This is a genomic window from Nostoc sp. C117 (assembly GCF_043099735.1).
GTDB lineage: Bacteria > Cyanobacteriota > Cyanobacteriia > Cyanobacteriales > Nostocaceae > Nostoc.
The window spans coordinates 4825110-4851244 of record NZ_CP170991.1; the positions used below are offsets into that span (position 1 = coordinate 4825110).

At 40.3% G+C, this 26135-nt stretch carries 21 protein-coding genes; 14 read left to right on the plus strand and 7 right to left on the minus strand.

The features are described 5' to 3' along the window. The first annotated feature begins 206 nt into the window (after positions 1–206). The 7 genes from ACFG4S_RS20815 to ACFG4S_RS20845 all read left to right on the plus strand — a co-directional run bounded on the left by ACFG4S_RS20815 (position 207) and on the right by ACFG4S_RS20845 (position 7365). On the plus strand, positions 207–2024 hold the full coding sequence (locus tag ACFG4S_RS20815) for a GMC family oxidoreductase (RefSeq protein WP_392530917.1): 1818 nt from the start codon (positions 207–209) through the stop codon (positions 2022–2024). Between the two features lie 471 nt (positions 2025–2495). Continuing rightward, the gene (locus ACFG4S_RS20820) at positions 2496–3578 is read left to right on the plus strand and encodes a ferritin-like protein (RefSeq protein ID WP_392530918.1); all 1083 of its coding nucleotides are present in this window, start codon (positions 2496–2498) and stop codon (positions 3576–3578) included. 50 nt (positions 3579–3628) lie between these two features. Continuing rightward, entirely contained in the window at positions 3629–4186 is a 558-nt protein-coding gene (locus ACFG4S_RS20825; RefSeq protein WP_392530919.1) for a hypothetical protein, read from the plus strand. Between the two features lie 115 nt (positions 4187–4301). Beyond that, positions 4302–4970 carry a pentapeptide repeat-containing protein gene (locus ACFG4S_RS20830; RefSeq protein ID WP_392530920.1) on the plus strand — a complete coding sequence of 223 codons (669 nt, stop codon included), beginning with the start codon at positions 4302–4304 and terminating at the stop codon, positions 4968–4970. 382 nt (positions 4971–5352) lie between these two features. Further along, complete coding sequence (locus ACFG4S_RS20835) at positions 5353–5505, plus strand: hypothetical protein (protein ID WP_392530921.1); 153 nt, start codon at positions 5353–5355, stop codon at positions 5503–5505. A gap of 43 nt (positions 5506–5548) precedes the next feature. Next, the gene (gene iolE, locus ACFG4S_RS20840; protein ID WP_392530922.1) at positions 5549–6739 is read left to right on the plus strand and encodes a myo-inosose-2 dehydratase; all 1191 of its coding nucleotides are present in this window, start codon (positions 5549–5551) and stop codon (positions 6737–6739) included. A 233-nt stretch (positions 6740–6972) separates the two neighbouring features. Continuing rightward, the gene (locus ACFG4S_RS20845; protein ID WP_392530923.1) at positions 6973–7365 is read left to right on the plus strand and encodes a YybH family protein; all 393 of its coding nucleotides are present in this window, start codon (positions 6973–6975) and stop codon (positions 7363–7365) included. Positions 7366–7498: 133 nt separating this feature from the next. On the opposite strand, the gene ACFG4S_RS20850 is transcribed toward ACFG4S_RS20845, so the two are convergent. After that, positions 7499–8554, minus strand: coding sequence for a serine hydrolase (locus tag ACFG4S_RS20850; RefSeq protein WP_392530924.1), 1056 nt, complete (start codon positions 8552–8554; stop codon positions 7499–7501). A 597-nt stretch (positions 8555–9151) separates the two neighbouring features. Between ACFG4S_RS20850 and ACFG4S_RS20855 the strand changes: the two genes are divergently transcribed. From ACFG4S_RS20855 to ACFG4S_RS20880, 6 genes are all read left to right on the plus strand, one after another. After that, positions 9152–9877: a polysaccharide deacetylase family protein gene (locus ACFG4S_RS20855; RefSeq protein ID WP_392536041.1), complete on the plus strand. Its 726-nt coding sequence runs from the start codon at positions 9152–9154 to the stop codon at positions 9875–9877. Positions 9878–10084: 207 nt separating this feature from the next. Next, positions 10085–10264 carry a hypothetical protein gene (locus tag ACFG4S_RS20860; protein ID WP_392530925.1) on the plus strand — a complete coding sequence of 60 codons (180 nt, stop codon included), beginning with the start codon at positions 10085–10087 and terminating at the stop codon, positions 10262–10264. Positions 10265–10276: 12 nt separating this feature from the next. After that, positions 10277–11551, plus strand: a complete 1275-nt coding sequence (locus ACFG4S_RS20865) for a ribulose bisphosphate carboxylase small subunit (RefSeq protein WP_392530926.1) — start codon at positions 10277–10279, stop codon at positions 11549–11551. Between the two features lie 762 nt (positions 11552–12313). Further along, positions 12314–13072 (plus strand): DUF2993 domain-containing protein, encoded by a 759-nt coding sequence (locus ACFG4S_RS20870; RefSeq protein WP_392530927.1) that lies wholly within the window; start codon positions 12314–12316, stop codon positions 13070–13072. A gap of 106 nt (positions 13073–13178) precedes the next feature. Next, a complete protein-coding gene (gene crtO / locus ACFG4S_RS20875) occupies positions 13179–14873 on the plus strand; it encodes a beta-carotene ketolase CrtO (RefSeq protein WP_392530928.1) in 1695 nt (564 codons plus the stop codon). Between the two features lie 418 nt (positions 14874–15291). Next, a complete protein-coding gene (locus tag ACFG4S_RS20880) occupies positions 15292–16035 on the plus strand; it encodes a tetratricopeptide repeat protein (RefSeq protein ID WP_392530929.1) in 744 nt (247 codons plus the stop codon). Between the two features lie 67 nt (positions 16036–16102). On the opposite strand, the gene ACFG4S_RS20885 is transcribed toward ACFG4S_RS20880, so the two are convergent. Both ACFG4S_RS20885 and ACFG4S_RS20890 read right to left on the minus strand, forming a co-directional pair. Next, on the minus strand, positions 16103–17014 hold the full coding sequence (locus ACFG4S_RS20885; protein WP_392530930.1) for an Rpn family recombination-promoting nuclease/putative transposase: 912 nt from the start codon (positions 17012–17014) through the stop codon (positions 16103–16105). Between the two features lie 39 nt (positions 17015–17053). Then, complete coding sequence (locus ACFG4S_RS20890) at positions 17054–19465, minus strand: tetratricopeptide repeat protein (protein ID WP_392530931.1); 2412 nt, start codon at positions 19463–19465, stop codon at positions 17054–17056. A 498-nt stretch (positions 19466–19963) separates the two neighbouring features. On the opposite strand from ACFG4S_RS20890, the gene ACFG4S_RS20895 reads away from it, so the two are divergent. Further along, complete coding sequence (locus ACFG4S_RS20895) at positions 19964–23227, plus strand: plasmid replication protein, CyRepA1 family (protein WP_392530932.1); 3264 nt, start codon at positions 19964–19966, stop codon at positions 23225–23227. 201 nt (positions 23228–23428) lie between these two features. Here ACFG4S_RS20895 and ACFG4S_RS20900 read toward each other — a convergent pair whose 3' ends face one another. From ACFG4S_RS20900 to ACFG4S_RS20915, 4 genes are all read right to left on the minus strand, one after another. Beyond that, on the minus strand, positions 23429–24043 hold the full coding sequence (locus tag ACFG4S_RS20900) for a Uma2 family endonuclease (protein ID WP_392530933.1): 615 nt from the start codon (positions 24041–24043) through the stop codon (positions 23429–23431). Between the two features lie 70 nt (positions 24044–24113). Then, entirely contained in the window at positions 24114–24893 is a 780-nt protein-coding gene (locus ACFG4S_RS20905) for a photosystem II S4 domain protein (protein ID WP_392530934.1), read from the minus strand. 68 nt (positions 24894–24961) lie between these two features. Beyond that, complete coding sequence (locus ACFG4S_RS20910) at positions 24962–25492, minus strand: GNAT family N-acetyltransferase (RefSeq protein ID WP_392530935.1); 531 nt, start codon at positions 25490–25492, stop codon at positions 24962–24964. A 3-nt stretch (positions 25493–25495) separates the two neighbouring features. Further along, positions 25496–26002, minus strand: coding sequence for a hypothetical protein (locus ACFG4S_RS20915; RefSeq protein ID WP_392530936.1), 507 nt, complete (start codon positions 26000–26002; stop codon positions 25496–25498). Between the last annotated feature and the right edge of the window lie 133 nt (positions 26003–26135).

Sequence of the window (26135 nt, forward strand, 5' to 3'; positions counted from 1 at the left end):
ATTTTACAAAACTTCATGACAAGCATACACCACGGACTTTTATTAAAGAAGTTGCTAGCAGTCTGAAAATCAGTCCGTTATGTTCGCTCTCTTCAGATCGGCGATCAAGCCTTCAATAACGACAATGCTTAAACAAAACTCTTCTCATTATCTGGAGATATTGCCAAATAAATTCGTATCAAAGAGTAACCTTTAAGGAGTAACTTATGAGCCAAAGTCAGACGATTGTAAAATCGGTCGATTGCCAGACTGTTTCTGAGAGATTTTACGATGCTGTCATCGTCGGATCGGGTGTGGCTGGTGCCATTGTGGCTAAACAATTAAGCGAACAAGGGAAGAACGTTTTAATCATTGAGGCAACACCCAGTAAAGATCTTACCCTTGCGGGTTTTCAAAGTTATGTTGACCATTTCTATAGTGCTGTGGAGAAGGATGGCAACTCCCCGTATCCTTCAAATCCCAATGTTCTCAGTCCTAATAAGATTAATGACTACTTTGTAGAGAGAGGCCCGATGAAGCTTGGGGGTTCCTATACACGGGTCACGGGCGGTACAACCATGCACTGGGAAGCGAAAACCCCACGGATGTTACCGGACGATTTCCAGTTACGCACTAAGTACAATCATGGTCTTGACTGGCCGATTAGCTATCAAGATATTATGCCCTACTACCGTAAAGCAGAGTATGAAATTGGGGTTTGCGGGGACACAGAAGAACAAAAAGAGCTAGGCATCCCCTTTAAAGAGGGTTATGTCTTTCCGATGGAAAAGCTTCCCCCTTCTTATTTGGATGAGAAAGTTCGTGAGAAAGTTGATGGTACTAAAGTTAAACTCTATGGCGAAACCCTTGAGTTAAAACTGTCTACTTTTCCCCAAGGTCGCAACGGTGTACCTAACCCTAAGTATGACAATGGTGAAGTCTTTGTTCCCGATGGCATTACCAGTGAAAATTCTATTGAATATGGGGAACGTTGCCAAGGTAACGCCAACTGTGTCCCTATCTGTCCGGTTCAAGCGAAGTATGATGCCCGCAGAACCTTAGGTAAAGCCTTCCGAACTGGTAGGGTTGAGCTACTCTCCCAAGCGGTCGCTTATCGGGTCGAAATCGATCGCCAAAATGGTCGTGTCACCAGCATCCACTTTAAGCATTACAATGACCCCAAGTCTCCCGAACACACTACAGGAATTGCCAAGGGTCGTTTATTTGTCTTAGCGACTAATGCGGTGGAAAACGCTCGGTTGATGCTCGCTTCTGAACTACCTAGCACTAGTGGACTGATGGGCTGCCATCTCATGGATCACCCCTTCATCTTAGCCTGGGGCTTGATGCCTGAAGTGACTGGCACGATGCGAGGGCCTCTTTGTACCTCAGGAATTGGAACATTTCGTAACGGTACTTTTCGTCACAAACAATCAGCCTTCGCTATGGATATCCACAACGATGGTTGGGGATGGGCTACCGGATCGCCTTACAGCGAAGTGTTGGATGCGATCGACAACAAAAACAAATATGGTCAAGAACTACGCCAGACATTGATTAGTCGGATATCACGACAACTATTGCTGGCCTTCATGTGCGAATTACCTGCCGATCCCAGTAACCGAGTCACCATAGATCCGCAGTATAAGGATCAACTGGATAATTATCGTCCGGTCATTTCGTTTAACATATCCGATTACTGTCTCAGAACACTTGCCTATGCAAGATCTCTCTCTCGTGTAATCTTCCAGCGTTTGGGAGCAGAAGATTATACCCAGTACGATAAGTCAGATGACGCCTATTTTACCTATGAAGGTCAAGGCTACTTCTACCGAGGAGGAAACCACTTTTCCGGAACTCACGTAATGGGAACGACTAAAAACAACTCAGTTGTGGATGCTAAGTTGCGTTCTTGGGATCATGAGAATCTCTACCTAGTGGGTGCAGGAAGTATGCCCTCTATTGGCAGTTCTAATACAACATTGAACATTGCCGCGCTGAGTTTTTTGGCTTCTGAGCAGATGCTCAAAGACTTAGCATCTTAGGGTTAGCAACCAGGCTAGTAGTTCGCCAAGGAAACTTGGCGGGGTAAAGGGTAAGGGGAAAGGTTTTAATTCCTTCCCCCAACCCCAGTCTCCTTTTCCCAATCCAAACCTAGCAATTATGGGTTAGCAACCAGGCTAGTAGTTCGCCAAGGAAAGTTGGCGGGGTAAAGGGTAAGGGGAAAAGGGAAAAGGTTTTAATTCCTTCCCCCAACCCCAGTCCCCTTTTCCCAGTCCAAACCTAGCAATTTTGGGTTGGCAGACTACTAGTAGTTCGCCAAGTGAACTTGGCGGGGTAAAGGGTAAAGGGGAAGGTGGGACCCCCACGAAGTGGGGATAAGGGGCAGGGGGAAAGGTTTCAAATCCCTTACCCCTTAGCCCTTCCCCTTTCCCCAGCCATCACGTAGCATTTTTGGGTTGGCAGACTGCTAGTACCCCTTACACAATCGACGAAACATTGCCAGCAGAGGTATTATGACCACAGTGAATAATAGTTTGTTGATTAATACGGTTGATGATTTGCATCAGTTTCTCGTCAGGGGAATGATGATAGAACACTCTACTCTTCCCCCTTACCTGACTGCACTCTACTCCCTCAAACCAGGAACTAATTTAGAGGCTTTCCACATTCTTCGGTCTGCGGCTGTGGAAGAGATGCTACACCTAACCCTCGTAGCTAATGTGTTAAACGCGGTGGGAGGAACCATTAAAGGAACTCTGACTGACAAGAATTTTGTTCCCCAATATCCTACCCCTATACCAACGGGAGAGACAGACTTTAAAGTTGGTTTAGAGAAGTTTTCCCACGACAGTGTAGATATCTTTTTGAAGATTGAACGGGCCGAAGAAATCCCTGAAGACGCGCCATTAGTCGTGTCTCGAAACCTACAGCAATCTTTGCTGTCTGTTCCCAACCAGCCGGATTATAGTTTTTACAGCATTGGCTTATTTTATGCAGAGATCATTCGCGCCTTGTATGCTCTGCATAAAAAGATGGGTGACGATCTGTTCTCTGGCCATCATGAGCGACAAATTACTCCCGAATATTACTATAACGGTGGCGGAGAGATTATCCCAGTAACAGATCTGCGTTCAGCAATACGGGCTTTAAAAGTGATTCAAGAGCAGGGTGAGGGGTCAAGAGTCGAGGCTGTCTATGATGCAGAAAGGGAAATTTCCCATTACTACCGTTTTCAACAACTTAAGTTAGGTCAGCACTATAAAGTAGACAAGAATAATCCGGAAAATTCTGATAAACCTAATCATCCCACAGGTGAAAAGTTTAAGGTAGATTGGAACGCTGTTTATCCCATTAAGCCCAACGCGAAACTGAGCGATTATCCTCAAGGATCGGAATTGCATGAGGCAGGCCAGCAATTCCAGAAAACCTATAGTGATTTCTTGAGTAAGATTGAGTACGCTTTTGATGGTCATCCTGCAACTTTGATTCCCGCCGTTGGGGAAATGTTCCGACTCAGGGAGCAAGCTAATCTTCTGATTCGCAACCCAATTCCAGGGACGAATTTTAATGCTGCACCAATCTATCGCTTGGACTAACTAATGAGTATTGACCCGCATTTTTCAGAACCCTTCTTGATTTACAAAATGTGGGTTCACAACGCATTTATAACTATAGTGAATCTGACATTTTTGTGGAGGTAAACAAACCGATGGATATTAATACACCTGAGTTTAGGGAGTATTTCCTCGATTTCTCAGTAGCTGTAACGGGTTTTTCTCGGTTTCATCTGCACGGAACCGGCCAAGTTTCTCTTTACTTTGACACCATTCGCAACATTATTGGTGCAGAAATCTTTGGGGAGTTGCTACAAACCTTTCATGACCTTGAGGAGAAAGCAGAGTTCAGCGATGATAAGTCATTTTTGGCTACAAAGCTTCGTTCTGACATTATGGCGTCTGAAAAATTAGGGGCGATCGCTCGTAATATCATCAAGCTTTGGTATGTGGCTACCTGGTATCAACTGCCTCAAGATTGGCGGGAGGTCTTTGGTACTAAGGAGAATGATAAAACTTTTGTTGTCAGTCCCCAAGCCTATCCCGAAGGACTTTTGTGGCCGACGATTGGCGTTAACCCACCTGCCGCAAAGGCTCCAGGATACGGTACTTGGAGTGAACCCCCTTCAGTCAGTCTTAGTAAAGACTGAAATCCATTGTTGTTAGGGGAAAACAGAGGTTTGTTCTTAGCTGTTCAACCTCTGGCAAAAGACTAGTTTTTGTACTGACACAATTTCACAAAGACTCTGATTTCTAACATAAAACATGAGCATTACATCTTGGTTTCGTAGACTTTCTGCTATTGCTCTGACGATAATCGTTAGCTTAACAATTTTTGTTTTGCCCGCTAACGCTTTTGTGGCGACGGATTACCAGAAGTTGCTTTTAACAAAGGAATGTGTTGGTTGCGATCTATCGGGAGCCGATTTATATGGCAAGGTACTAGATGGAGCAAATCTATCGAACTCCAATCTCTCTGGTGCCCTACTCAATGACGCAAGACTCAAAGGAGCTAATCTCACAAAAGCCAATTTATCGGGAGCTATCCTCATGGGGATAACCTTATCAGATGCTGATTTAACAGGGGCTAATCTATCTGGGGCAGATTTATATAACGCTCTCATGAGTCGTACAATCTTGTCAAAAGCCGATCTAACGTCAGCTGATTTAACAGAGGCCAATTTAACAGAGGCCAATTTAACAGAGGCTCTGGGGAAAAATGCCAAGCTAAAGGGAGTAATTCTCTCTCGATCTAATCTATCGGGAGCAGATTTGTCCAATGCCCCGATGAGAAATACAAGGTTATCAGATGCCAAGCTTAAAGGAACCATCTTAGTTGGAGCAGATCTGTCTAACGCTGTCATGCCTGACGGCACTATCTATAACGGAGATGTTACTAAGTTTGGTGCCATTGAAGTAGCACCTAAATCTTGATCTCTGAAAATTCACAATAAAATGTAGGGTGGGTTAGGAAAATTCATAACCTTCCATGTGTCAACCTTGGTGTAATGTATAGCCAAAACTTCCTCTGAGACCAATTTAATGTAAAGTTGCAGATATCTCGATACCCCTAAATCCCCCGATAAATTGGGGGAATCTCATAAATGTTTTTCCGCTTCCTTAATCAGGGGAGCCAGCGCGGTCTTCTTCCAAAGGGAGACGCTAAAAGCGATAGCGCAGCGTTAGCGAGTCCGCGAGCGTCTGGGGTCTCCCCAAGTGGAGCGACTGGCGTGGGGTAGGGGGATCGAATGATATGCAACTTCATCCAGAATTGGTATGAGGATAAAGCTGATTTGAGGAAGTTTGACTCAAAAAAATGAATTCTCATCCGAGAAAGAATCTTGACAAAGGGATTCAAAATAGGGAAGACAATATAAAAGAAAATGGCGGGGCGATCGCAAAAATTCTCCCGCAATTTTTCCCACAAGAAGCTGTTGTTGCATTAGGGCAAACACATCTAAATTATTGACGAGCCTGAATAAGATTGGAATAGGCCAAGACCTCAATCAGGTATGACTTTTGGTAAATTTAATGTTCATCATATTGACCGGAACAAACTCGAACAAAGTCAGATAGATTCAGATAACCAAACTATGTTGAAACAACAAGGTAAACGTCAAATGAATAACCCTAGAGGCTTCCATCAATTAAAATCTATTGGTCGCTTATTAGTTCTGTTAGTAGCATTAGTATTTTTGGGAATGGGTTACTTGGCTTCTCCCAGCACTGCCGCTACAAATAAGGATAGAACATCATATTTAGTATCCTTGGTTCCTGTCTCCAATAAAACACCTATATTCAACCCAGAAAAAGTTCATTTGGGCATTACGCCCACAGGTTGGAGCAACGGGGACGATCCTACTATCGATCTCGATCCTCCTATCCGTTTTGAGCAAATTCTCAGTGAAATGGCACTATCTGGCTTCCAAGGCTCGCAAACCTCAGGTAAGTATCCAGAAGATATCAAAGTTTTGAAAAAAGAGTTAAAACTTCGTAACTTGACTATTTCTGAACCTTGGGTAGGGACTGAATTCACTGTGGGAAAGAAGGATGAAACCTTCAAAGAATTCGACAAACAGTTGCAATTTATGAAACAAATTGGTGGCAGCACAAGTATTGTGGTGGCTGAATTGGGTAACGCCGTTCATCAAAAGCCAGTTGCCCCTTTGCCTAACAGACCAAAGTTTACTGACAAGCAATGGCAGGATATGACTGAGGGATTGAACGAACTCGGTTCAATAGCCAAGAAGGAAGGTATGCAGTTGTGCTACCATCCCCATATAGGTACAGGAGTTGAAAACTTTGCTGATATCGATCGCTTGATGGCAAATACAGATCCAGAAAATGTCAAATTACTGCTTGATACTGGACATTTGTACTATGCAGGAGTCGATCCTCTGGAAGTGACAAAGAAATATAGCGATCGCATCAAGCACGTTCACCTAAAAAACATTCGCCAGTCTGTCTTAGATGACTCTATCGAAAAAGGTCTAAGCTTTTTAGATTCCATCCGAGCAGGTGTGTTTACTGTTCCAGGAGACACCAATGGCGCAATCAATTTTAAACCGATTTTAAAGGAGCTTGCCAATGCCAAGTATCAAGGATGGCTCGTAGTGGAAGCAGAGCAAGACCCTAACAAAACTAATCCTTTGAATAACGCGTTAATTGCTCGTAGTTATCTACGTGAAGTGACTGGTTTATAAGAAATACACAAACCCAGGTCTCAATAAACCTGGGTATTTCCCAATACTTGTCGGGTTTTGGGGAAAAGGGGAAGGTGGGGTCCCAAGAAGGGGATAAGGGGCGGGGGAAAGGGGAAAGAAACAACCTTTAACCTTTTCCCCAAACCTAATGCCGAGTTAAAAATGCTTTACCCGAGCAGTATTGCGGTAGTTCCTGTCATAAAAATATACACTTCATTAACCGGAGTTTAGCTATGGAATCTTCCGATAAACAAAAGATCAGAGAAGTCTTTGAAGAAGTCTATGCACGCAATGTTAAGTCAGCCGATCTACAGGGTTATGCAGAGATGTATACAGAAGAGGCGCTGTGGATGCCACCGAATGCTGGCGATCGGTGTGGGATAGCTGACATCGTTGCAGGTTTTGCAGATCAGATTGCTGAACAAGATATCGATCCAATCTTTAATGCTGAAGAAATCGAAGTCATAGGCGATTTTGGTTATGTAATCGGAATTTCTCTGGCCACTATTCGCCCGAAAGATGGCTCCCCGACCAAGACAGCTAAGTTTCGGGCTTTATGGTTAATGAAAAAAGACCAAGGAATCTGGAAAATCGATCGCCAGATTTGGAATTCCAAACCCTTGTAAACATTTAATTTGGAACAATTTAAAGATTGAATTGGTTTGATTATAGGCAGTTGATTGAGGGAGCATCTTACCTTTGGAAATATACCAGGCAATTAGAAGGCGTTGCTGATTGAGAATATGAATTTAGCTTTGCCTATAGCTGGGATACTTTTGGTTGATCTAGATATTGATAGACTAGGCGAGAAACTTGACGTACAAATTCCCTTCCTCGCTCATCGTCATGGGGTCTGATGACAAAAATACCTGCTAAGTAATGCTTACCATTAGGCATTTCAATAATCCCTGCATCCCCAACCAAAAATCCAATATCTCCAGTTTTATGAGCAATAGTTCCACCTTTACCCACACCAGCGGCTAGCAACTTATTATTATGACAATGACGCAAGATATCTAAAACTTGAACATGGCTCCCCTCTGAAATCAACTTATGTTGGTCAACTAAGGCTGATAACCGTACTAAATCTGCTGGACTTGTAGTATTAGTGCCTTTAAAGTCTCCTAACATATTACGAATTACTGTGTTTTTTAGTCCCCAAACGCGGAAACGCTGATTGAGTTTTGCTTTCCCGCCTAAACGGTCGATAATCATGTTAGTTGCAGTATTATCACTGATCGTAATCATTTTGTGAACAGTTTCTATGACGCTCAGCTTGATTCCTGATGGTTTATACTGCAAGTCACCCGAACCACTTGCTACTAAGTCACGCCGCATCACTAGCTTTTCATCAAGTTTGACTTTCCCCGCATCTATTTGTTCGTATAAAGCAATTAAAATCGGATATTTAATGGTACTAGCTGCGGGAAATACCTTTTCACCATCAATATTCAAATAGTTACCTGTTTCTATATCTAAGAAAAACATCCCAGGTTTAAGAAAACTGTAATGAGCCATTAATGCTCTAACTTGAGACTTTAACTCTGATATCTCTTTCCCTAATGGAATAATTCCCCCAAATAAAGAAGTATCGTTGGTATTATGGAAAATTTCCGGTTGATTGAGTTTAGGAATCGAATATTTTTGTATAGTTCCTTCACTCTGAAAGTTAGCTAATAAATCCTTCCAATCTCTTGTGGACTCTCTAGGAATCTTAGTAGAATCAAATTTTTCAGATTTTAATGTTGATGCAAAGCTAGTCGATGTTAGTAGAAAAGGACTAATAATAGTTAGTAAAAACCAGGGCAATCTCATTGATTTATTTCCACTATAAATTTACTTCGTTAGATAGCTTTGGGGAATATTTTATGTAAAAATACCTCTAACCTTACCAAAAAAATAATAGTTTAGATTTGTTTGCAATGTCAATATTTCATTAAAAAGCCACAAATATAGAAATTCAGGTTCACGATAAATATAGACATACTTTTGTCATATATTTGTAATAATTTCGACAAAATGCTATGCGAGATTTAAAATTGATTAATTTCGTTATCTAATTGTAAATCATTTGCTTTGTACTTACAGCAGTTTTCTTTTGGATCAAATACAAAGCTAAGGTTTTTAAGACAGAAGGTAAATGTAGAAACTGTTTATATCTGATTTCAAGTCCAACATTGTGTACGTCATTTATTTGAAAATTGCTGTATATATAAAGTATTTTTTCTGGACAAAAATGAAATTACAGTTGATAATTGGGCAACTGTCTGGATACCTAACGTGAAAAATAAAGATCCCAAATATCAAAAGATAGTTTGTGTTGCTATTAGTAGTTTGATTGCTAATTTTATTACAGCTTGTGATAACCTTCCCAGCGGTTTCCTCTTCTCAAAGACGGATAAGCCCGCTAATATACCCCAAGTTCTACCAGTTCCTATAAATCAGACTACAAACCCAATTAATCCAAATTCCAAGCAATTAAATCAAGTAGAAAACCTGACTTTTAGTGTACCAATTAAATATCAGGGAAAAACAGTTTATCATGTGCAACCTAATAATAGTGAGAAAGTTATTGCTCTAACTATCGATGATGGTCCCTGGAAAAATACAACCTCACAAGTATTGGATATCCTCAAGGAAAATCAGATTAAGGTAACATTCTTTTGGGTAGGACAAGAATTACAACAATACCCTGACCTTGCTAAGCGAGAAGTCGCTGAGGGACATGCCGTTGGTAATCATACTTGGCATCATTGGTATCGACAAATGGATGAAGCCACAGCCAGAAATGAAATTGAACGCACGGCTAACTTGATCTATAAAACTACGGGAGTAAAAACTTATTTATTTCGTCCTCCAGGAGGATTTTTAAATAATGGACTAGCTGCTTATGCTAAAAGTCAGAAAAACGCTGTAGTGATGTGGTCTTTGACTTCGGCTGATACCGATCCTCACGCCAAACCACAAGCATTTGTCAATAATGTGTTGAAAGGTGCAAAACCTGGTGCTATTGTTTTGATGCATGATGGTGGTGGAAATCATCAAAGAACTGTAGAAGCTTTGCCACAAATTATCAGTGGACTTAAACAGCAAGGCTACCGATTTGTCACAGTTCCTGAACTATTAAAAATGAACTAATAAAACAGGAGTCATAATTCAGAATTGGTGAATACTCTACCCATAAAGGGATAGAGTTTTAAGCTGATATGTGTCTAAATTAGATAAATACTCTTGATAATCGTTGACAGTTATCGGTCATCAGTCAGCTTAGTTTCGCCCACCAGGGACTAAAACACGTAGAAATTTAAAGTAATATTTTAGACTGATACGTAGGACTGTCTGGAGTTGAACAGAATACGAATAGTCTTGGTCAATGGAATTCGCTACTTAGAGAACAAAACCTACAGGTCTGGGTTTCAAATTATATTAAGGATACAGAAAGCGATCGCCATCAAGAATAAAGCGAAAAGCGATCGCTATCCCCAAAAAAACCTAACATTAACTTTAGAAGTACTAACTATTTAATAAAACAGATTCATGGGTTACTACATCGCTCCCCGCTTTCTGGACAAACTTGCTGTCCATATCACCAAAAACTTCTTGAAGCTTCCTGGCGTGCGAGTACCCATAATTTTGGGTGTTCATGGACGCAAAGGTGAAGGTAAGTCTTTTCAATGCGAGTTAGTCTTCGAGAAAATGGGTATTGAGGTAACTCACATCTCTGGCGGCGAATTAGAAAGCCCAGATGCAGGAGATCCAGCACGCTTGATTCGCCTACGCTACCGCGAAACAGCAGAACTGATCAAAGTACGCGGTAAAATGTGTGTGCTGATGATTAACGATTTAGATGCGGGTGCAGGACGCTTTGATGAAGGCACTCAATATACTGTAAATACGCAGTTGGTGAATGCCACACTGATGAATATTGCCGATAATCCTACAGATGTACAGTTACCTGGAAGCTATGATTCTACGCCTTTACATCGTGTACCGATTATTGTTACCGGCAATGATTTTTCCACTCTCTATGCACCGTTAATTCGGGATGGACGGATGGATAAATTTTATTGGGAACCAGACCGAAACGATAAAGTAGGAATTGTCAAGGGGATTTTTGAACCGGATGGACTACCACAAAGGGATATTGAGCAGCTAGTTGATACTTTTGTTCATCAATCCATTGACTTTTTCAGTGCATTGCGATCGCGCATTTATGACGAACAAATCCGCAACTTCATTCATCAGATAGGTTTTGAGGGTGTTTCGTTGCGTGTGGTTAACAGCCTTGAAGGACCACCAGAATTCAAAAAGCCCAATTTCAACCTGTCTCACTTAATCGAGTCTGGTAATTTGATGGTAGGCGAACAAAAACGAGTGGAAAGTTCCCATTTGGTAGATGAATATAACCGACTGAATCGAGGTAGAAATTCTCAATCTGCACCAGCTGCTGTTGTCACACCAATTAGTCAGCCATCGAGCAATAATGCGACTCAAGAAGCAAAAACTAATGGATTCCAGAAACAGGAAGTATCGAATACACATTTGAGCTTGGATACACAAGCACAAATTAGGCAATTATTATCTCAAGGCTACAAAATTAGTATTGAACACGTAGATGAGCGCCGTTTCCGCACAGGTTCTTGGCAAAGTTGTGTTCATAGCCACATCGATGCAGAGTCTGATGCAATATCAAATTTGGAAGCAACTCTCGCAGAATATAGCGGTGAATACGTGCGCTTGGTAGGTATCGATCCAAAGGCTAAACGGCGGGTTTTGGAGACGATTATTCAGCGTCCGAATGGGAAAAATTAGCAGTCGGTAAGTTGATGCGAAAGGCTAAGGGAACTCCAAATAAAAAAATACTCAACTACTTATTGTGGGGTGGACATCTTGTCTGCCCTTGGCTATGGGCGCGCGAGACGCCCACGCCACAAGATTAGATAATTTATTTCTTGTCAGTCCCGAATCAATACTTTTCGGGTTTTGGGGGAAAGGGGAAAGGGAAAGGGTTTGAATTTCCCTTTCCCCAGACCAAAAGAGAGATTATTGGGTTTAACCGAAAAGTATTGAGTCCCGAATGTGTTCTACGAGGTTGAGTGAAACGTTAGAAAGTACCATCAAACAATGGATTCCTACAGATGAAAATAAGTAACCTGTTGGAAACTTTAGAAGAGGTAGAAACATGAAATCAGAACAGGACAGAAAACAGTTAATCAACGCAATCAACTTATTGTTACATCAAGCTTACGACATACCTTAGACGAAATTCACACATTATTGAAGCAGATACAAACGCAAGAAAACCAGGACGATTTAAAAGCCTATCATGCTGCTAAAAGTGGTGTAGAAAATAATAGTGCTATCGTATGGAATGACATGAAAAAAGAACGTAGTGTGATTTACAAAGTTCAATTTACAAGGGTGCGAGAAAACACTACATATTCTCAAACAGGATGCTCCCAAAGTTAACAGGCTTTCAGTCTTCCGACTTGCATATATCGCAATGTAGATTCGCTCCTTAGTATCCAACCTTTAGAGTAATGAATAAGAGGATATTTTGGAGATTAGTAATTCATGCCTAACGAGCATAAATTTGAGGAAAATTTATTATCCCACGAAGCGGAAAAAAGGATCTCTCAAAAGTTAGATGAAGTAGAACAAATTGAAATAGATGTAGACACTGATTTTCTTAAAATAGCTCAGGGACAAGCGGATGGGGTTTCGGTTGCAGGTCAAGGATTAGTTATTCAAGAAGATATCCGGATACAAGAAATAAAACTGCAAACAGATGCTATTGCTATTAATCCTTTAAGCGCTCTTTTTGGCCAAATAAAACTCGATCGCGCAGTAAATGCTATTGCTCAAATTATACTCACAGAAGCAGATATTAACCGCGCTTTGTCTTCAGAGTTTATTCGCAGCCTGATGCAAAACTTGGATCTGAATGTAGATGGCGAAATTGTGAGTTTTGAGCCGGAACAAATTCAGGTATTTTTACCTGAGGCTGGTAAAATGGAATTTAGGGGAAAGTTGCTGTTAAAAGAAATGGAAAATACTCGCCCTTTAGCTTACACTGCGATCGCTCATCCACGTACTCATACACAACCCGCGATGCTGGAGAGCTTTAACTGTACTGAGGGAGAGGGAATTTCAATAGAACTAATTACAGCATTAATGCAGAAAGCCAAAGAATTGATGAATATACCCTTTTTTACATGGGAAGAAGTGATATTTAGTATCAAAAATCTCGAAGTCAAAACTGGGAATTTAATACTTATGGTAGAGGCTGAGGTAAAACAAATACCTTCATCAGCAAATGCTGTATCTCCTTAGTAGGATTAGCCCTAGTTAAATATAATTTTTTGTTACTGCCGGCTGATTTTAATTTAGTAAATTTTTTTTAAGATTTATAAAGCTACTTAATTTCAAAATAACAACTATGCAAGAGTATGATATTGTCCTGATTGGTGCTGGACATAATGGGCTAGTTTGTGCGGCTTATTTATTGAAAGCTGGTTATAGTGTATTGTTGCTAGAAAAACGTTCTGTTCCAGGTGGTGCAGCAACAACTGAAGAATGTTTACCAGAAGAAGCTCCTGGATTTAAATTTAATTTATGTGCGATCGACCATGAATTTATTCACTTGGGGCCAGTTGTTGAAGAATTAGAACTAGAAAAATATGGCTTGCATTATCTAGAATGCGATCCAGTTGTTTTCTGTCCCCATCCTGATGGTAAATATTTCTTAGGACATAAGTCTGTAGAAAAGACTTGTGCAGAAATTGCTCGTTATAGCGATCGCGATGCGAAAAAATATGCAGAATTTACCGACTATTGGCAACGCGCACTAGGTGCAATGATTCCCATGTTTAATGCACCGCCAAAGTCAATTATAGACATCGTTGGTAACTATGACATCACAAAAATGAAAGATTTATTTTCTGTCATTGGTTCGCCAAACAAAACGCTGGATTTTATTCGCAACATGTTAACCAGCGCTGAAGATTTACTCAACGAGTGGTTTGATTCAGAATTTCTCAAAGCGCCACTAGCCAGGCTATCATCAGAACTTGGCGCGCCACCATCACAAAAAACTCTGGCTATTGGTGCAATTATGATGGCAATGCGTCATAATCCAGGCATGGCAAGACCTCGCGGTGGGACTGGCGCACTTGTGCAAGCTTTGGTGAATTTAGTCACAAGTAAAGGCGGCGTTATTCTCACAGATCAGCATGTTGAAAAAGTTTTAATTGATGATGGAAAAGCTGTAGGTGTGCGGGTAGCTGGTGGTAAAGAATATCGTGCTAAACACGGGGTTATTTCTAATATTGATGCCAAGCGGTTGTTCTTACAGATGACTGATAAAAGTGAAGTTGATGGAGCCGATCCTGACTTATACGAAAGATTAGAACGCCGCATCGTTAACAACAACGAAACTATCCTGAAGATAGATTTGGCTTTAGATGAACCCTTGCGTTTTCCCAACCACGAACACAAAGACGAATATCTTGTTGGGTCTATCTTAATTGCAGATTCCGTCGCTCATGTAGAACAAGCTCATAGTAAATGTACCTTGGGAGAGATTCCCGATGCTGACCCATCAATGTATGTGGTCATGCCTAGCTATTTAGACCCCACATTAGCACCACCAGGCAAACATACCCTCTGGATTGAGTTTTTCGCACCCTATCAAATTGCTGGTGCAGAAGGCACTGGTTTGAAAGGCACTGGTTGGACAGATGAATTAAAAAACAAAGTTGCAGACAGGGTGATTGATAAGTTGGCGAACTATGCACCGAATGTCAAAAATGCAACTATTGCCCGTCGTGTAGAAAGTCCCGCAGAATTGGGAGAAAGATTAGGGGCATATAAAGGGAATTATTACCATGTCGATATGACCCTAGATCAAATGGTATTTTTCCGTCCATTGCCAGAAATAGCAAACTATAAAACCCCTATTGAGAACTTATTTCTAACTGGTGCAGGAACTCACCCAGGTGGTTCCATTTCCGGAATGCCGGGACGCAATTGTGCCCGTGTATTTTTGCAAGCAAAGCATCCCATTGCCCAAACTTTGAAGGATGCACGGGATTCGATTAAGTCTACTGTCGGGTCAGTATTTGGGATTATTTAAATTGCGACGTACTCGCTATATATTTGGCATTCTGCCTAGTTCGCTCTCTATGCCTAACTGACACGAAACTTAGACAGGGTTAAACTTTTGACCACAGCCTCTTAAAATTAAGATGGCATGGAAAACTAATACGATCGCACTTTGATTAATTAAAACGCAAATCAGTGCGATCGCTAGCTACATAGCAATATCTATTACTGTTTTTTGAACTCAAAGAGGCTATAAACAAAGGAATTGCTTTAGGTATATTTTATATGTTATGATGATTAACGCTTGACGTTAAAAAACAATTATTCAGTTTTCTGTAAGCTATTATCTCAAAAAATAAGGAAATGAATGCTTAAAAAATAGTGTACTTTGATAATATTCAAAAAATAACAAATTGTAATAACAGAATTATAGATTCTGTGGGTAAAGCATGGTCTTTATGCGTGGATTAGTTGCATCTAGCTTGATAGTTTTTTTGACATTTGGTTGTAGTAATGGGGCAAACTCATCAACAGAAAATACCACACAAGTTGTACAAGAAAGTAATGTAACCCAGTTTTTTATAGAAGCAAAGGCTACCCAAACAGCAGAAAATTTATTTCATCAAGGTAATAATTTATTAGATAGACACAGTTATGAAGATGCAATAAAAGCATACGATAAAGCGATCGCCATTAAAGCTGATATGCCTGAAGCTTGGATTAACCGTGGCATAGCCTTAACATCGCTGCAACGCTACAAAGACGCTGTGTCATCCTATGATAAAGCGATCGCCATCAACCCTAACAAAGATGAAGCCTGGTATAACCGTGGTATAGCTTTAACATCTCTGCAACGCTACAAAGACGCGCTTGCATCGTATGATAGAGCGATCGCCATTAAGCCGAACAAATATGAGGCCTTAATTAACCGAGGCATAGCTTTGACAAAATTGCAACGCTATCCAGAAGCGATCGCATCTTATAATAAAGCGATCGCCATCAAACAAGATTTGCACCAAGCATATTACAATAAAGCTTGTTCTTATGCTTTAGAGGGCAATGTCGAATTAGCAATTGAAAACCTAGACAGAGCGATCGAGCTTGTTCCTACAAAGTACAAGAATTTAGCCAAAACTGACCCAGATTTTAGTAAAGTACGTAATCAAAAACAGTTTCAAGAATTACTGCAATAGATGGGTATGGAGCATTGGGAACTATCTGCATAACTTTTTCTTGCTCCTCTCTTCCTACTTATAGGAACTAGCTAATATTCTCAAACCAAGCTTCTAAATCTGCAACAGAAGAAAAATCCAGCAGTGCTTCACCGAGATTTTCTAGCTCAGGGGTTGATAAATTTTCAATTCTGCCCTTTATCTGTGGACTAATTTCTCCCAAGCGACGGTTAAGTAAGCGCATCAGCAATTTTAATTCTCCTTGCTTTTCCCCTTGTTCAAGTCCTTGTCGCATCCAACTGGTAACTATCTGCATAACTTCTTCCTGTTGTTTTGGTTCAATGGTAACAAGTTGCTCTTGAAACACGACTTCTTCTTGGGAATTCAATTCCAAATATGTATCAATAAAGCCAGAAATTAACTGCACTTGTGCCGCGTTAAGTCCAAGACTTGTTAACAATTGTAATGATGTCAGTTTGACTTGGGGACGTTCATTTCCACTCATCCGCATTTTTGCCATCAAAGCACTAGCAACAGGATTTCGCTGATTTACAAAATCTTGCCAGTGTAATTGATTTAACTGGATAACATCATAATTAAATTCTAATATGATTTTATTTGCTAACTCCAGTCGATAAGAATTTGGTTCAGCTATTTTGGGGCTATCGTGGGAATAAATAACAATCGGATAAATGGGAAGTGCATATTTTTCATGTAACCGAGCAAAATAGGTAAACATTCGTCGATTAAAGCCAGGTTGAGAATAGGATTGGTGTTCGGTATGAATGATAAATAAAGTATCTTGGCCTTTCAATGACGCTTGCACAACAATATCGAGGATTTTCTTTTCTCCTTCAGTGACATCGGTAATCACTTCCAACGGTAAAAACTGTACCGAGTCACGTTCCCACTCGGCGCTAATATCCGGAAAAAATAGCTCAATAAATTCCGGAAAAAAGTTAGATAGGAGTTCTTTAAACAGACGATCGTGGTCTATCATTTCAGCACAATATGCCTTGAAAAGGAATACCAAATGGTATTAATGCGATCGCTTATATTCTTCCAACAATTGCAGCAAGTAATCATAGCCGTCTACACCAATAAATTTAATGATATTAGTTCGGTAATTTACTATCAATTGCTGTGCAACTTCATCGCCTAATTTATTCTGTAAAATTGTGAGTAAGCCAGCCGCTTGCCGCCATTCCACTGCATTAATTTGTTCTAATAAATACATTCCCAGACAGCTATTATATACAGTTGTTTCTAAATTATTTAAGTTGTAGTGACTTTCTGCCAAATACAAAAAGTTCAGCCCTTGCAGATATTTATCACCAGAAAACTGTACCGCCTCAGTACCTTTTTCTAGATATTCTACAGCAGCTTGGGGTTTTTCTAAGGCGACGTGAGCAATACCAAGACTGATGTAACAAAGGGCTTGAGTTTGGCGTGCAGCCAAGCTAATACCAAATGGTGAATCACGTAATTTTTCTGACAATTCCAAACCTCGACGCAAGTATTCTATTGCTTGTTCATAGACATCTGGTTCTATACGTTCCATTTGCTGCGCCGCCAACACTTCGCTATAGCCTAAAGTTGCCAAGGCGTGGGCTTCTCCCAAGCGTTCCCCTGCTTGACGTGCCAAAATTAACGCCCTTTGGCTGTAGTTAATCGCCTGAGAATAATCTTTTTGAGCAACGCAAACACGGCTATTGTGGTTGAGATTGGCAATTTCACAGGGTCGATCGCCTGCTTGGCGAGCAATTTCTAAAGCTTGTTCGTGGAATGACGTAGCCTCTGGATATTTACCTAAGATGAACTGAGAATAGCCCAACAGCGTCAATATTCTCGCTTTTTCTTGGGTACCTTCCACTTCTTTTAGGGGTGTATCCAAATAATCCATCGCATCTCGGAGTGCATCTCTACCAAACAACGCAAATACTCCGCCGTAAAGGGGAAAGTATTCACGATGGGCAAAAGTTCTGAGAATTTGTAAAACGATTTGAAAACAGGCTTTTGCTAGTTCTTCGCTTTTGGTGCGATCGATATTAGTAGCCACACGAAAACCATTGGACAACTCACACCAAACTACAGCAAAACTGAGAAAAGTGGCAATGGACGCAGATATACCCCACTTGGAATCATAGGGTTGTCTTTCAAACCAAGTTACTAAACCTTGCTGCATTCTTTGGACAATTACTGTCAACTCTACCCAGTCTTTCATATTGATATCAGACTGGCAGACAAGGATTTCTGTTGCAGATATGCCATCAGCCAATACAGAAAACAAAAGTTTTGGTAAGGGACTACTGACTTTTATAGCCCATGTAGCCCAAGGATCTTGCTTTGATTGGGACTCTCTCAATCCTAATGGAGTTGTTGTTGACTCATAAATCCAACTAACAAGAGAAGCTTCTAATTGCTGATAGGATTCTACGCCGCAAGTAATGCCGATCGCTAGTTGTTGTATTTCTTCTTGCAATTGCAAATCTTCATCATCAGATACGGCTTCTTTTAACTCTTGCGCCAGTTTTTGTAATTGATTTTGGCTGAAACCTTGGTTTTGGTTGGGATCTATAAATTGTAATAAAATTGATAAGCGGGAAGCTTCTGAGGCTGTGATAATTTGTTGTACAACTGCGGTAATTACAGCTTGATTTCGTTTTTGTGTTTGGACTCGTTCCCATTCTCCTTGAATACTTTGTAATGCTTTCAGGGTACGATTTAAACGAGCCTTCTTTAACTCCGGAGTCTCTCTTTGGAACAAACTCGGAGAATTTATCACCTTATTTAGTTCCGATTTGGTAGAATTTAAGCTGTCGCTCAAACAGCGTTCAAAGATTTCACCATTACCGCTACTAACATTTTCTACTAACTGACAATATATATACTCTTTAGAATTAATTTGACCTTTCAGCGCGGTAGTAACAATTTCCTCAATTAACTTTTGATAGTTATTAAATAAAGAGTCAGATACTGGGTCTAGGGGAGATTTTGCTGCTAGATTATCACTTTCAGAAGTAGAATAAGGGGCTACTAAACTTTTCTCAGAAGTAGGAAGATCGGGGATTTCTTCTTTCGTTGGTGTTGTTAAAGTTTTTCGAGAATTTGCAGGTGAAGTATTACCTTTAAACTTCGATAAGTAATAATCAGCTAAAGAACCACAGAGGAATTCTTCCCGAAATGCGTCTATTCTAGCACTTGAGTGGAGTTTGCGCTGACGATATTTATGATACCAGAAACCAGAAATGAATAATCCGGCGATGATTCCTATGCCAGTTCCGGCGATCGCCGGAATGACAACTTCGGAAGTCTCATTTTCTTGTCCAGATTCGATAGTCGCATCGGAAGATGGTGTTTGAGCAACAGCATAGTTACTCCCTGAACTTAGCTGCACGCTAGTAGCGATCGCCCCAACCGACAGTATAAAGATTAACTTTGATTTCCACATAATTTGATAATTTAAAAATATGTTAAGTAGAAGACAGAAGCCAAGAAAGCTTATACAGTAGGCTTTTTAAGATTTTTCTTTAACTGTATAGTTATTTTCGCCACGCGGTCTTAGATCCCTTTTTGAGGAAGGAAATTAAACTGAATATAGAGTGATAAAGTTTGGTAATAGTAGTTTCCGGAAGATATTCTTATTTATTAACATTTTTGCGTCTAGAAATCCCTGTAGACAAAGATCTTAACTTATCGCTCGTGGCGATCGTATTCCTTAACCGAAAAATTTACTGATAAATAAAAATTTACCGCAAACAAATATCACAATACAAAATTATTACTTTGGGGATCTACTAGGCAGAATAACCCACTAAAGCCTTAACCGATGTGTCTCCCACAACGCAGTAATAAAAGCATCACAAAAGCTTCGCAATATTGCTTATAATAAACTTAGAGATGCATGTTAATGTTTTAATCTCATCGTCTTGCCATTGAGGCTTTTGCTATGCATCTGCACTATTTACACCCCCAACACCTTGAAGAATTAGTCAAGACTAGTGGTATAGACTTACACTTAGTGCATCTCAATTTTAGGTCACTCCAAGGTGTAACAGCTTATGAGTACCTGTTGATTTCTGAGCTACTTCCCCGCACGAATACGGGAATGATTAAAAGTAGTTGGTTAGAGCGTTACGCCCATATTACTGAAGGTGGTTGGTGGTGTTCCGGGCTAGACCCCTTGAATAATTGGCAAATAATGGAATGGGGATGCTTTAAGCCAAACCAATCCCGAAAAAATAACAATGGTAAATCTATCAAATACGAGCATCCTCCTAGCACCCCAACGCGAGTGTTTTGTTTGCGGATAACACCGCAAATCTGGCAGCAAGTAGCAGGGCGTTACAATCTGGTTATGCCAGATAATATCACCATTACCCCCGATGGCGAAGCCGTTGGTTTCTGGCAATGGGTAATGGAAAAAAATATTTCCCTGATTATCTGCGAAGGTGTGAAGAAAGCAGCAACTTTGTTGACACAAGGATATGCAGCGATCGCTATTCCTGGAATTACTAGTGGTTATCGAGTTGTCAAAGATAAATTTGGTAAAGTTACCCGTCGTCAATTGATTCCTGACTTAGCAGCATTTGCAATTACAAAACGGAGCTTTTATATTTGTTTTGATTTTGAAACTCAACCCAAAAAAATTGCGGCGATAAATAATGCTATTTCCCAACTTGGTTGTTTATTTCAGAAAAAAAATTGTCCTGTTAAAGTCATCGAACTTCCAGGAATAGAAAAAGGAGTTGATGATTTTATCGTTGCCGAAGGTGCAACTAATTTTGATAAAATTTATCGCCAAAGTCTAGATTTAGAAATTTATCTTGCCCAAACCAAACCCCACACCGATTTAAGCATTCCGGCTGCACTCAGCTTGAACCGACCCTATATAGGTGAAATACCTTTTCCCACCTCTGGATTAGTAGGAGTAAAATCGCCAAAAGGAACAGGTAAAACCACAGCATTGCAAAGCGTTGTTCAACAAGCAAAAAATAGAAACCAACCTGTTTTATTAATTACTCACAGAATCATTCTAGGACGATTTTTGTGTCAAAAAATTGGTATTCAATGGGGAATAGGGAATAGGGAATGGGGAACTTGTACTGAGCGACTCGTGCCGAGCGGAGCCGAGGTAAGTCGAAGTATAGGGAATGGTGAGATGAGGGAGCAGAGGAGCAGAGAAGAAAGTCTTTCCCCTCTGCCCCTCGGCCCCTCGGACCCTCTGCCTCTTTCTCATACCCAATTCCCAATTCCCAAATCATTTGGTTTATGCGTTGATTCGATTTGGAAATTGAACCCAGAAGATTGGCATGGGGCAATAGTCATTTTAGATGAAGTCGAACAATCTTTATGGCATCTATTAAATAGTAATACTTGTAAGCACAAACGTGTAAAAATCTTAAAATTATTCCAAGATTTAATTGCTACAGTTTTAACAACTGGAGGATTAGTAATTGCCCAAGATGCTGATTTATCAGATGTTTCACTAGAATATTTACAGAGATTGGCAGGAATTAAATTAACACCTTGGGTAGTTCTAAACGAATGGAAACCTCAACAAGGTTGGGACGTTACTTTTTATGATTCGCCGAATCCAACACCGCTAATTCATCAGCTAGAATTAGATTTGCTGGCTGGACGTAAATGTTATGTTACTACTGATAGTCGCGCTGGGCGTTACAGTTGTGAAACCATTGAACGTTATTTAAAAGAGCGCTTACAAAAATTAAGACGACAGTTTCCGAAAACTTTAGTAGTTAGTAGCCACACTACAAATACACCAGGTCACGCAGCAGTTGATTTTATCGCAGCTATTAATCAAAAAATATCTGAATATGACGGTGTTTTTGTTACCCCTAGTTTGGGGACAGGAATTAGTATTGATGTTCAACATTTCGACCGAGTTTACGGTATTTTTCAAGGGGTAATTCCTGACTCGGAAGCACGACAAGCCTTAGCAAGAGTACGGGATGATGTGCCGCGTGTTGTCTGGTGTGCTAAACGAGGTATTGGTTTAATTGGTAGTGGTAGTACAAATTATCGCTTGCTATCTGATTGGTATCAGGAAAATCAAAAAGAAAATTTAGCATTACTCAGTCCTTTACATAAAATTGATGTGGATTTACCTTTAGTTCATGACCCAATTCATTTACGAACTTGGGCAAAGTTATCTGCTAGGGTAAATGCTTCTATTCGCCTCTATCGTCAATCGATGCAAGAGGGACTAATTGCTGATGGACATCAAATTCAGATGCGGAGTAATGCGGTTCACAATAATATTATTCGAGATTTACGCCTGGCATTTTTAGCGAGCGATCCCAATGATTTAGCAACTCGCAGAAGGTTAATTCTAGAAATAGTTAAAGTGCAAAAAGATTGGGCACAAAGTCGTCAAAAAGCCAAAGATATTAAACGCAAAATTAAAGAAATCAAACAACAAAATCAATTAGCATTAGCTACAGCTGTAGCTAATGCTAAAAATATCGATTATGTTGAATATGAACAGTTATTAGTTAAACATTCATTAACTGATGCAGAACGCAACCAAATTAACAAATATCTTCTCAAACAAAAATATGGGATAGAAGTTACTGCTGGTCTGAAATCACAGGATGACCAAGGATACTATTGTCAACTCTTAATTCACTATTATCTGACTCATGAAAGTGAGTATTTTTACATCAGAGATCAGCAAGAATGGCAGCAGCAATTATCTTGGGGCGAAGGGAAGGTTTTTCTCCCAGATTTAAGGACTTACACTTTAAAAGTGGAGGCGATGAGGGCGTTAGGAATGCTGCAATTTCTAGAATTAGGACGAGAGTTTACGAATAATTCTGCCGATCTAATATTACTGAAAAATGTTGTTTTTCAGCATAGCAAGCATATTAAAAGAGCGCTTGGTGTTAATTTCGCTGGAGAGAAAGAACAACTTTCGGGAATCAAAATACTCAGCCGACTGTTAAATTTATTGGGTTTAAAACTAAAGCGAGTAGATGAAGTTTATCAAATCGATTCAGCAACCCTAAATGATGGTAGGGAAAAAATATTTGCAGTTTGGCAGCAACGAGATGAGTTAATGTTGGCTCATCTTAAGAGTGGCGGCTATAGAGTGACCAATTATTCTTTAGATTGGAAGCTTGAGATTATCCAAACGAAGCCTGAAAAGGAAGAAAATAGATTATCTACACCCAATACAGTTCGGATAAGATAAGTTGCCTATCGATGCTTATTAGAGATGTTGCATTGCAACATCTTTACACACTATGAGAGATATACTTATTAATCAAATCTGGCAATATGACTAAAATTTATCTTGCTTGAATTGCAGGTTTTATCAGATTAAATACAGCTTTTAATGGACGGTTATAAAAGATTTAGCGAAGATTAATAATGAGCTATGGCAGCATATGGCTTAGTTCCCCGCATCAAAAATCTGTTGTGCAGTTAAATTTAATTGGGGAAAGGTAGGTGATAAAATCGCAGTGTTGCCTTGAAAGGGTGTCATTTGATATTCATCATCAACTAATTCGCATACGAAAATAGTGGGTTCTTTGGGGTTACCAATAAACTTTCTTGCACCCAAGGCAGCATAATCAACAATCCAATATTCAGGAATGCCCATTTCTTCGTAATCTCTAAATTTATTGTAGTAATCATCTCGCCAGTTAGTTGAAACAACTTCAATAACTATTGGAACCGATGCTGCAAGGCTTACTGTTGACTGTTTTTCAAAAAGCAGTTCATTGTCGAGATTATCAAGATTTAGGAGCAACACATCAGGCGAATAAGCCGATTCGGCAGAAGGAGTTTTGATTAATGTAGTTTTGGGTATAGTGTATGGCAGGTTTAAGCGATCGAACTCGACAGTTAGCTTACGGGCTATAAATCCTACAACTTTCTCATGTTTTCCGGTTGGAGGTGGCATTTCAATAATTACTCCCTTATGCAATTCATAGCCTTTATTATCGTCAGGATACCATTCAATAAATTCATTGAAGGTAACTAATTTGGGTAAAGCTTGGGTCATAATCTTACCTCCACATAGGTTTTACTTTCTCAAAATTGTCTATGTAAAGCAGTATTTTGATCGTCAAAAATTACATATACCGAGTTAGTTGCACGCGGTAACGGTCTTTTTTTGTAACAGCAATTTCCCCAACTTCTAAACGCCCTTTAGAGCGAATGGCGATTAAGTCGCCTGATTTCAGTTGAGAACTAGCTTGGGTAACTTCCTTCCAATTGACGCGGACATCGCCAGCATCGATTAAATCAACCATTTTGCTGCGGGACATGCCAAAACCAGCAGATGCGATCGCATCTAATCGCAAAGAAGCCTCCACAGTCGTTAATTCTTTTTTCTTCGGTTCTCGAACCTTTAACTCCGTTATCTCAATTTGCTGAGTTTTCACCGGAACCGATCGCACCTGTTGCAGACTCATTGCCAAAAACTCTACCAACTCTGGCGCTACAATGGCTTGCGCCCCTCTTTCTCCCAAGACAATAATATCTCCCGTCTTTTCACGGACAATTCCCGTCCCCAGCATTGCGCCTAAAAAGTCGCGGTGAGAGGCGGTATCAAACAGGAAATTGCCGGCAATTTCTACTGCAACCAGGCTGACTTGAGATTGATCTAACGGCAGTTCCGAACGAGCGATCGCTATTCTTTGGCGTTCAGCTTGGGGATATCCACCCCATACAACTAATTGCACATCCGTTAATCGACTAAACACCCGTTGAATTTCCGCCAATTCCGGAGGAGATAAAAAATCCGTTACAACCACTTCCCAAGTTTTAATAGCTTGTTCTGCCTGGTCAATTACACGGGCTACAGTATCTCGATTTTCAACACCTTTTAAAAGTTCTTCTCGTGGTAACATTCTGAAAAATTATGAATTAGTCATTTGTCATTTATCTTTTACCAATGCCCAATGTTCCATGCCCCTCTTTAAAACTGTCTTGATTGTAACTTCAATTCCCATTTCAGCAGATTTTCATCTCTAGCAATTTGTTGCATTCCTAGCTTTTCCAGAATGCGAATTGAAGCACTAAGATCGTCTGGAGAATGAGCGATAATTTTTTTGAGTTCTGGTTGAGTAAAGGCAAAATTCACTAATGCTTCTACTGCTTCAAAAGCAAATCCCTGCTGACGATAGGCCGATATTACTTCATAACCAATTTCTACAGTTCCTTGTTCATTCGGTTTGCCTCCAAATCCCAAATCACCAATCAGGGTAGAATCACCAATGTGAATCATCAGCCACATACCCCAACCTAACTGGGAAGGATCGTCTATTAGCATCTGGGCATACATTGGGAAAAGATCTAGCACCTCACATGCATACCAATCCTCAGGAACATTTACCCCTAAGAGGGTTTCTAGTTTAGATTTATTTTTTGTCACAGCAGCTTGCGCCACTTCCAAAGAACAAGGAAGCAACTCAAGTCGCTGTGTTGTAATATGTAAACTATGATTCATTTGCTACACGCTAGTTGTGTCAGCATAACCCTGAATATTTTCTGGTTCAAATTGTCGTAATATTTTGGTTGCTTGCCGAGTTAGAGTTTCAGAACCTTCAACGGCAACTAAATATTTTCCTGCATCCAAGCGGTTGCGGTAGGGTAAAGCATCACCACTACCCACAAGTAAACCAACTCCACCACCGACAAACACACCACCCATAGCACCACTAGCAGCACCCAGCAACCCTCCAACAATGTGATTGCCAACTTCACCCGCCCAGGCAAAAGTATCTAAACCAGTAATCAGGCTGAAGGTAAAACCTGCAAAAAAGCCGAATGGTATCAGCCAGGTTGCCATGATTTGTGCTTGTTTTTTGGCTTGGTCTTTGGGGTCAATTAAGCCAAATTCGTCAGCAGTTTTATACCCTTTCCCCAAGATAGTACTCTTTATACCTTCTTTTTCTAAAGCTAAATAAGCAGCTTCAGCTTGAATGCGGTCTGGTAATACGGCAACAAGGTAATTCATTGATTTTACAATAGTCATCTAATAGAAGTTTTGCCTTAATTAACAGCGTATCAGTCCTGGGGCAATACGGTTCGGTTAAGCCAAGAGACGCGATAAATCGCCGTCCAGACGAAGGATTAATTATTGTAGATAC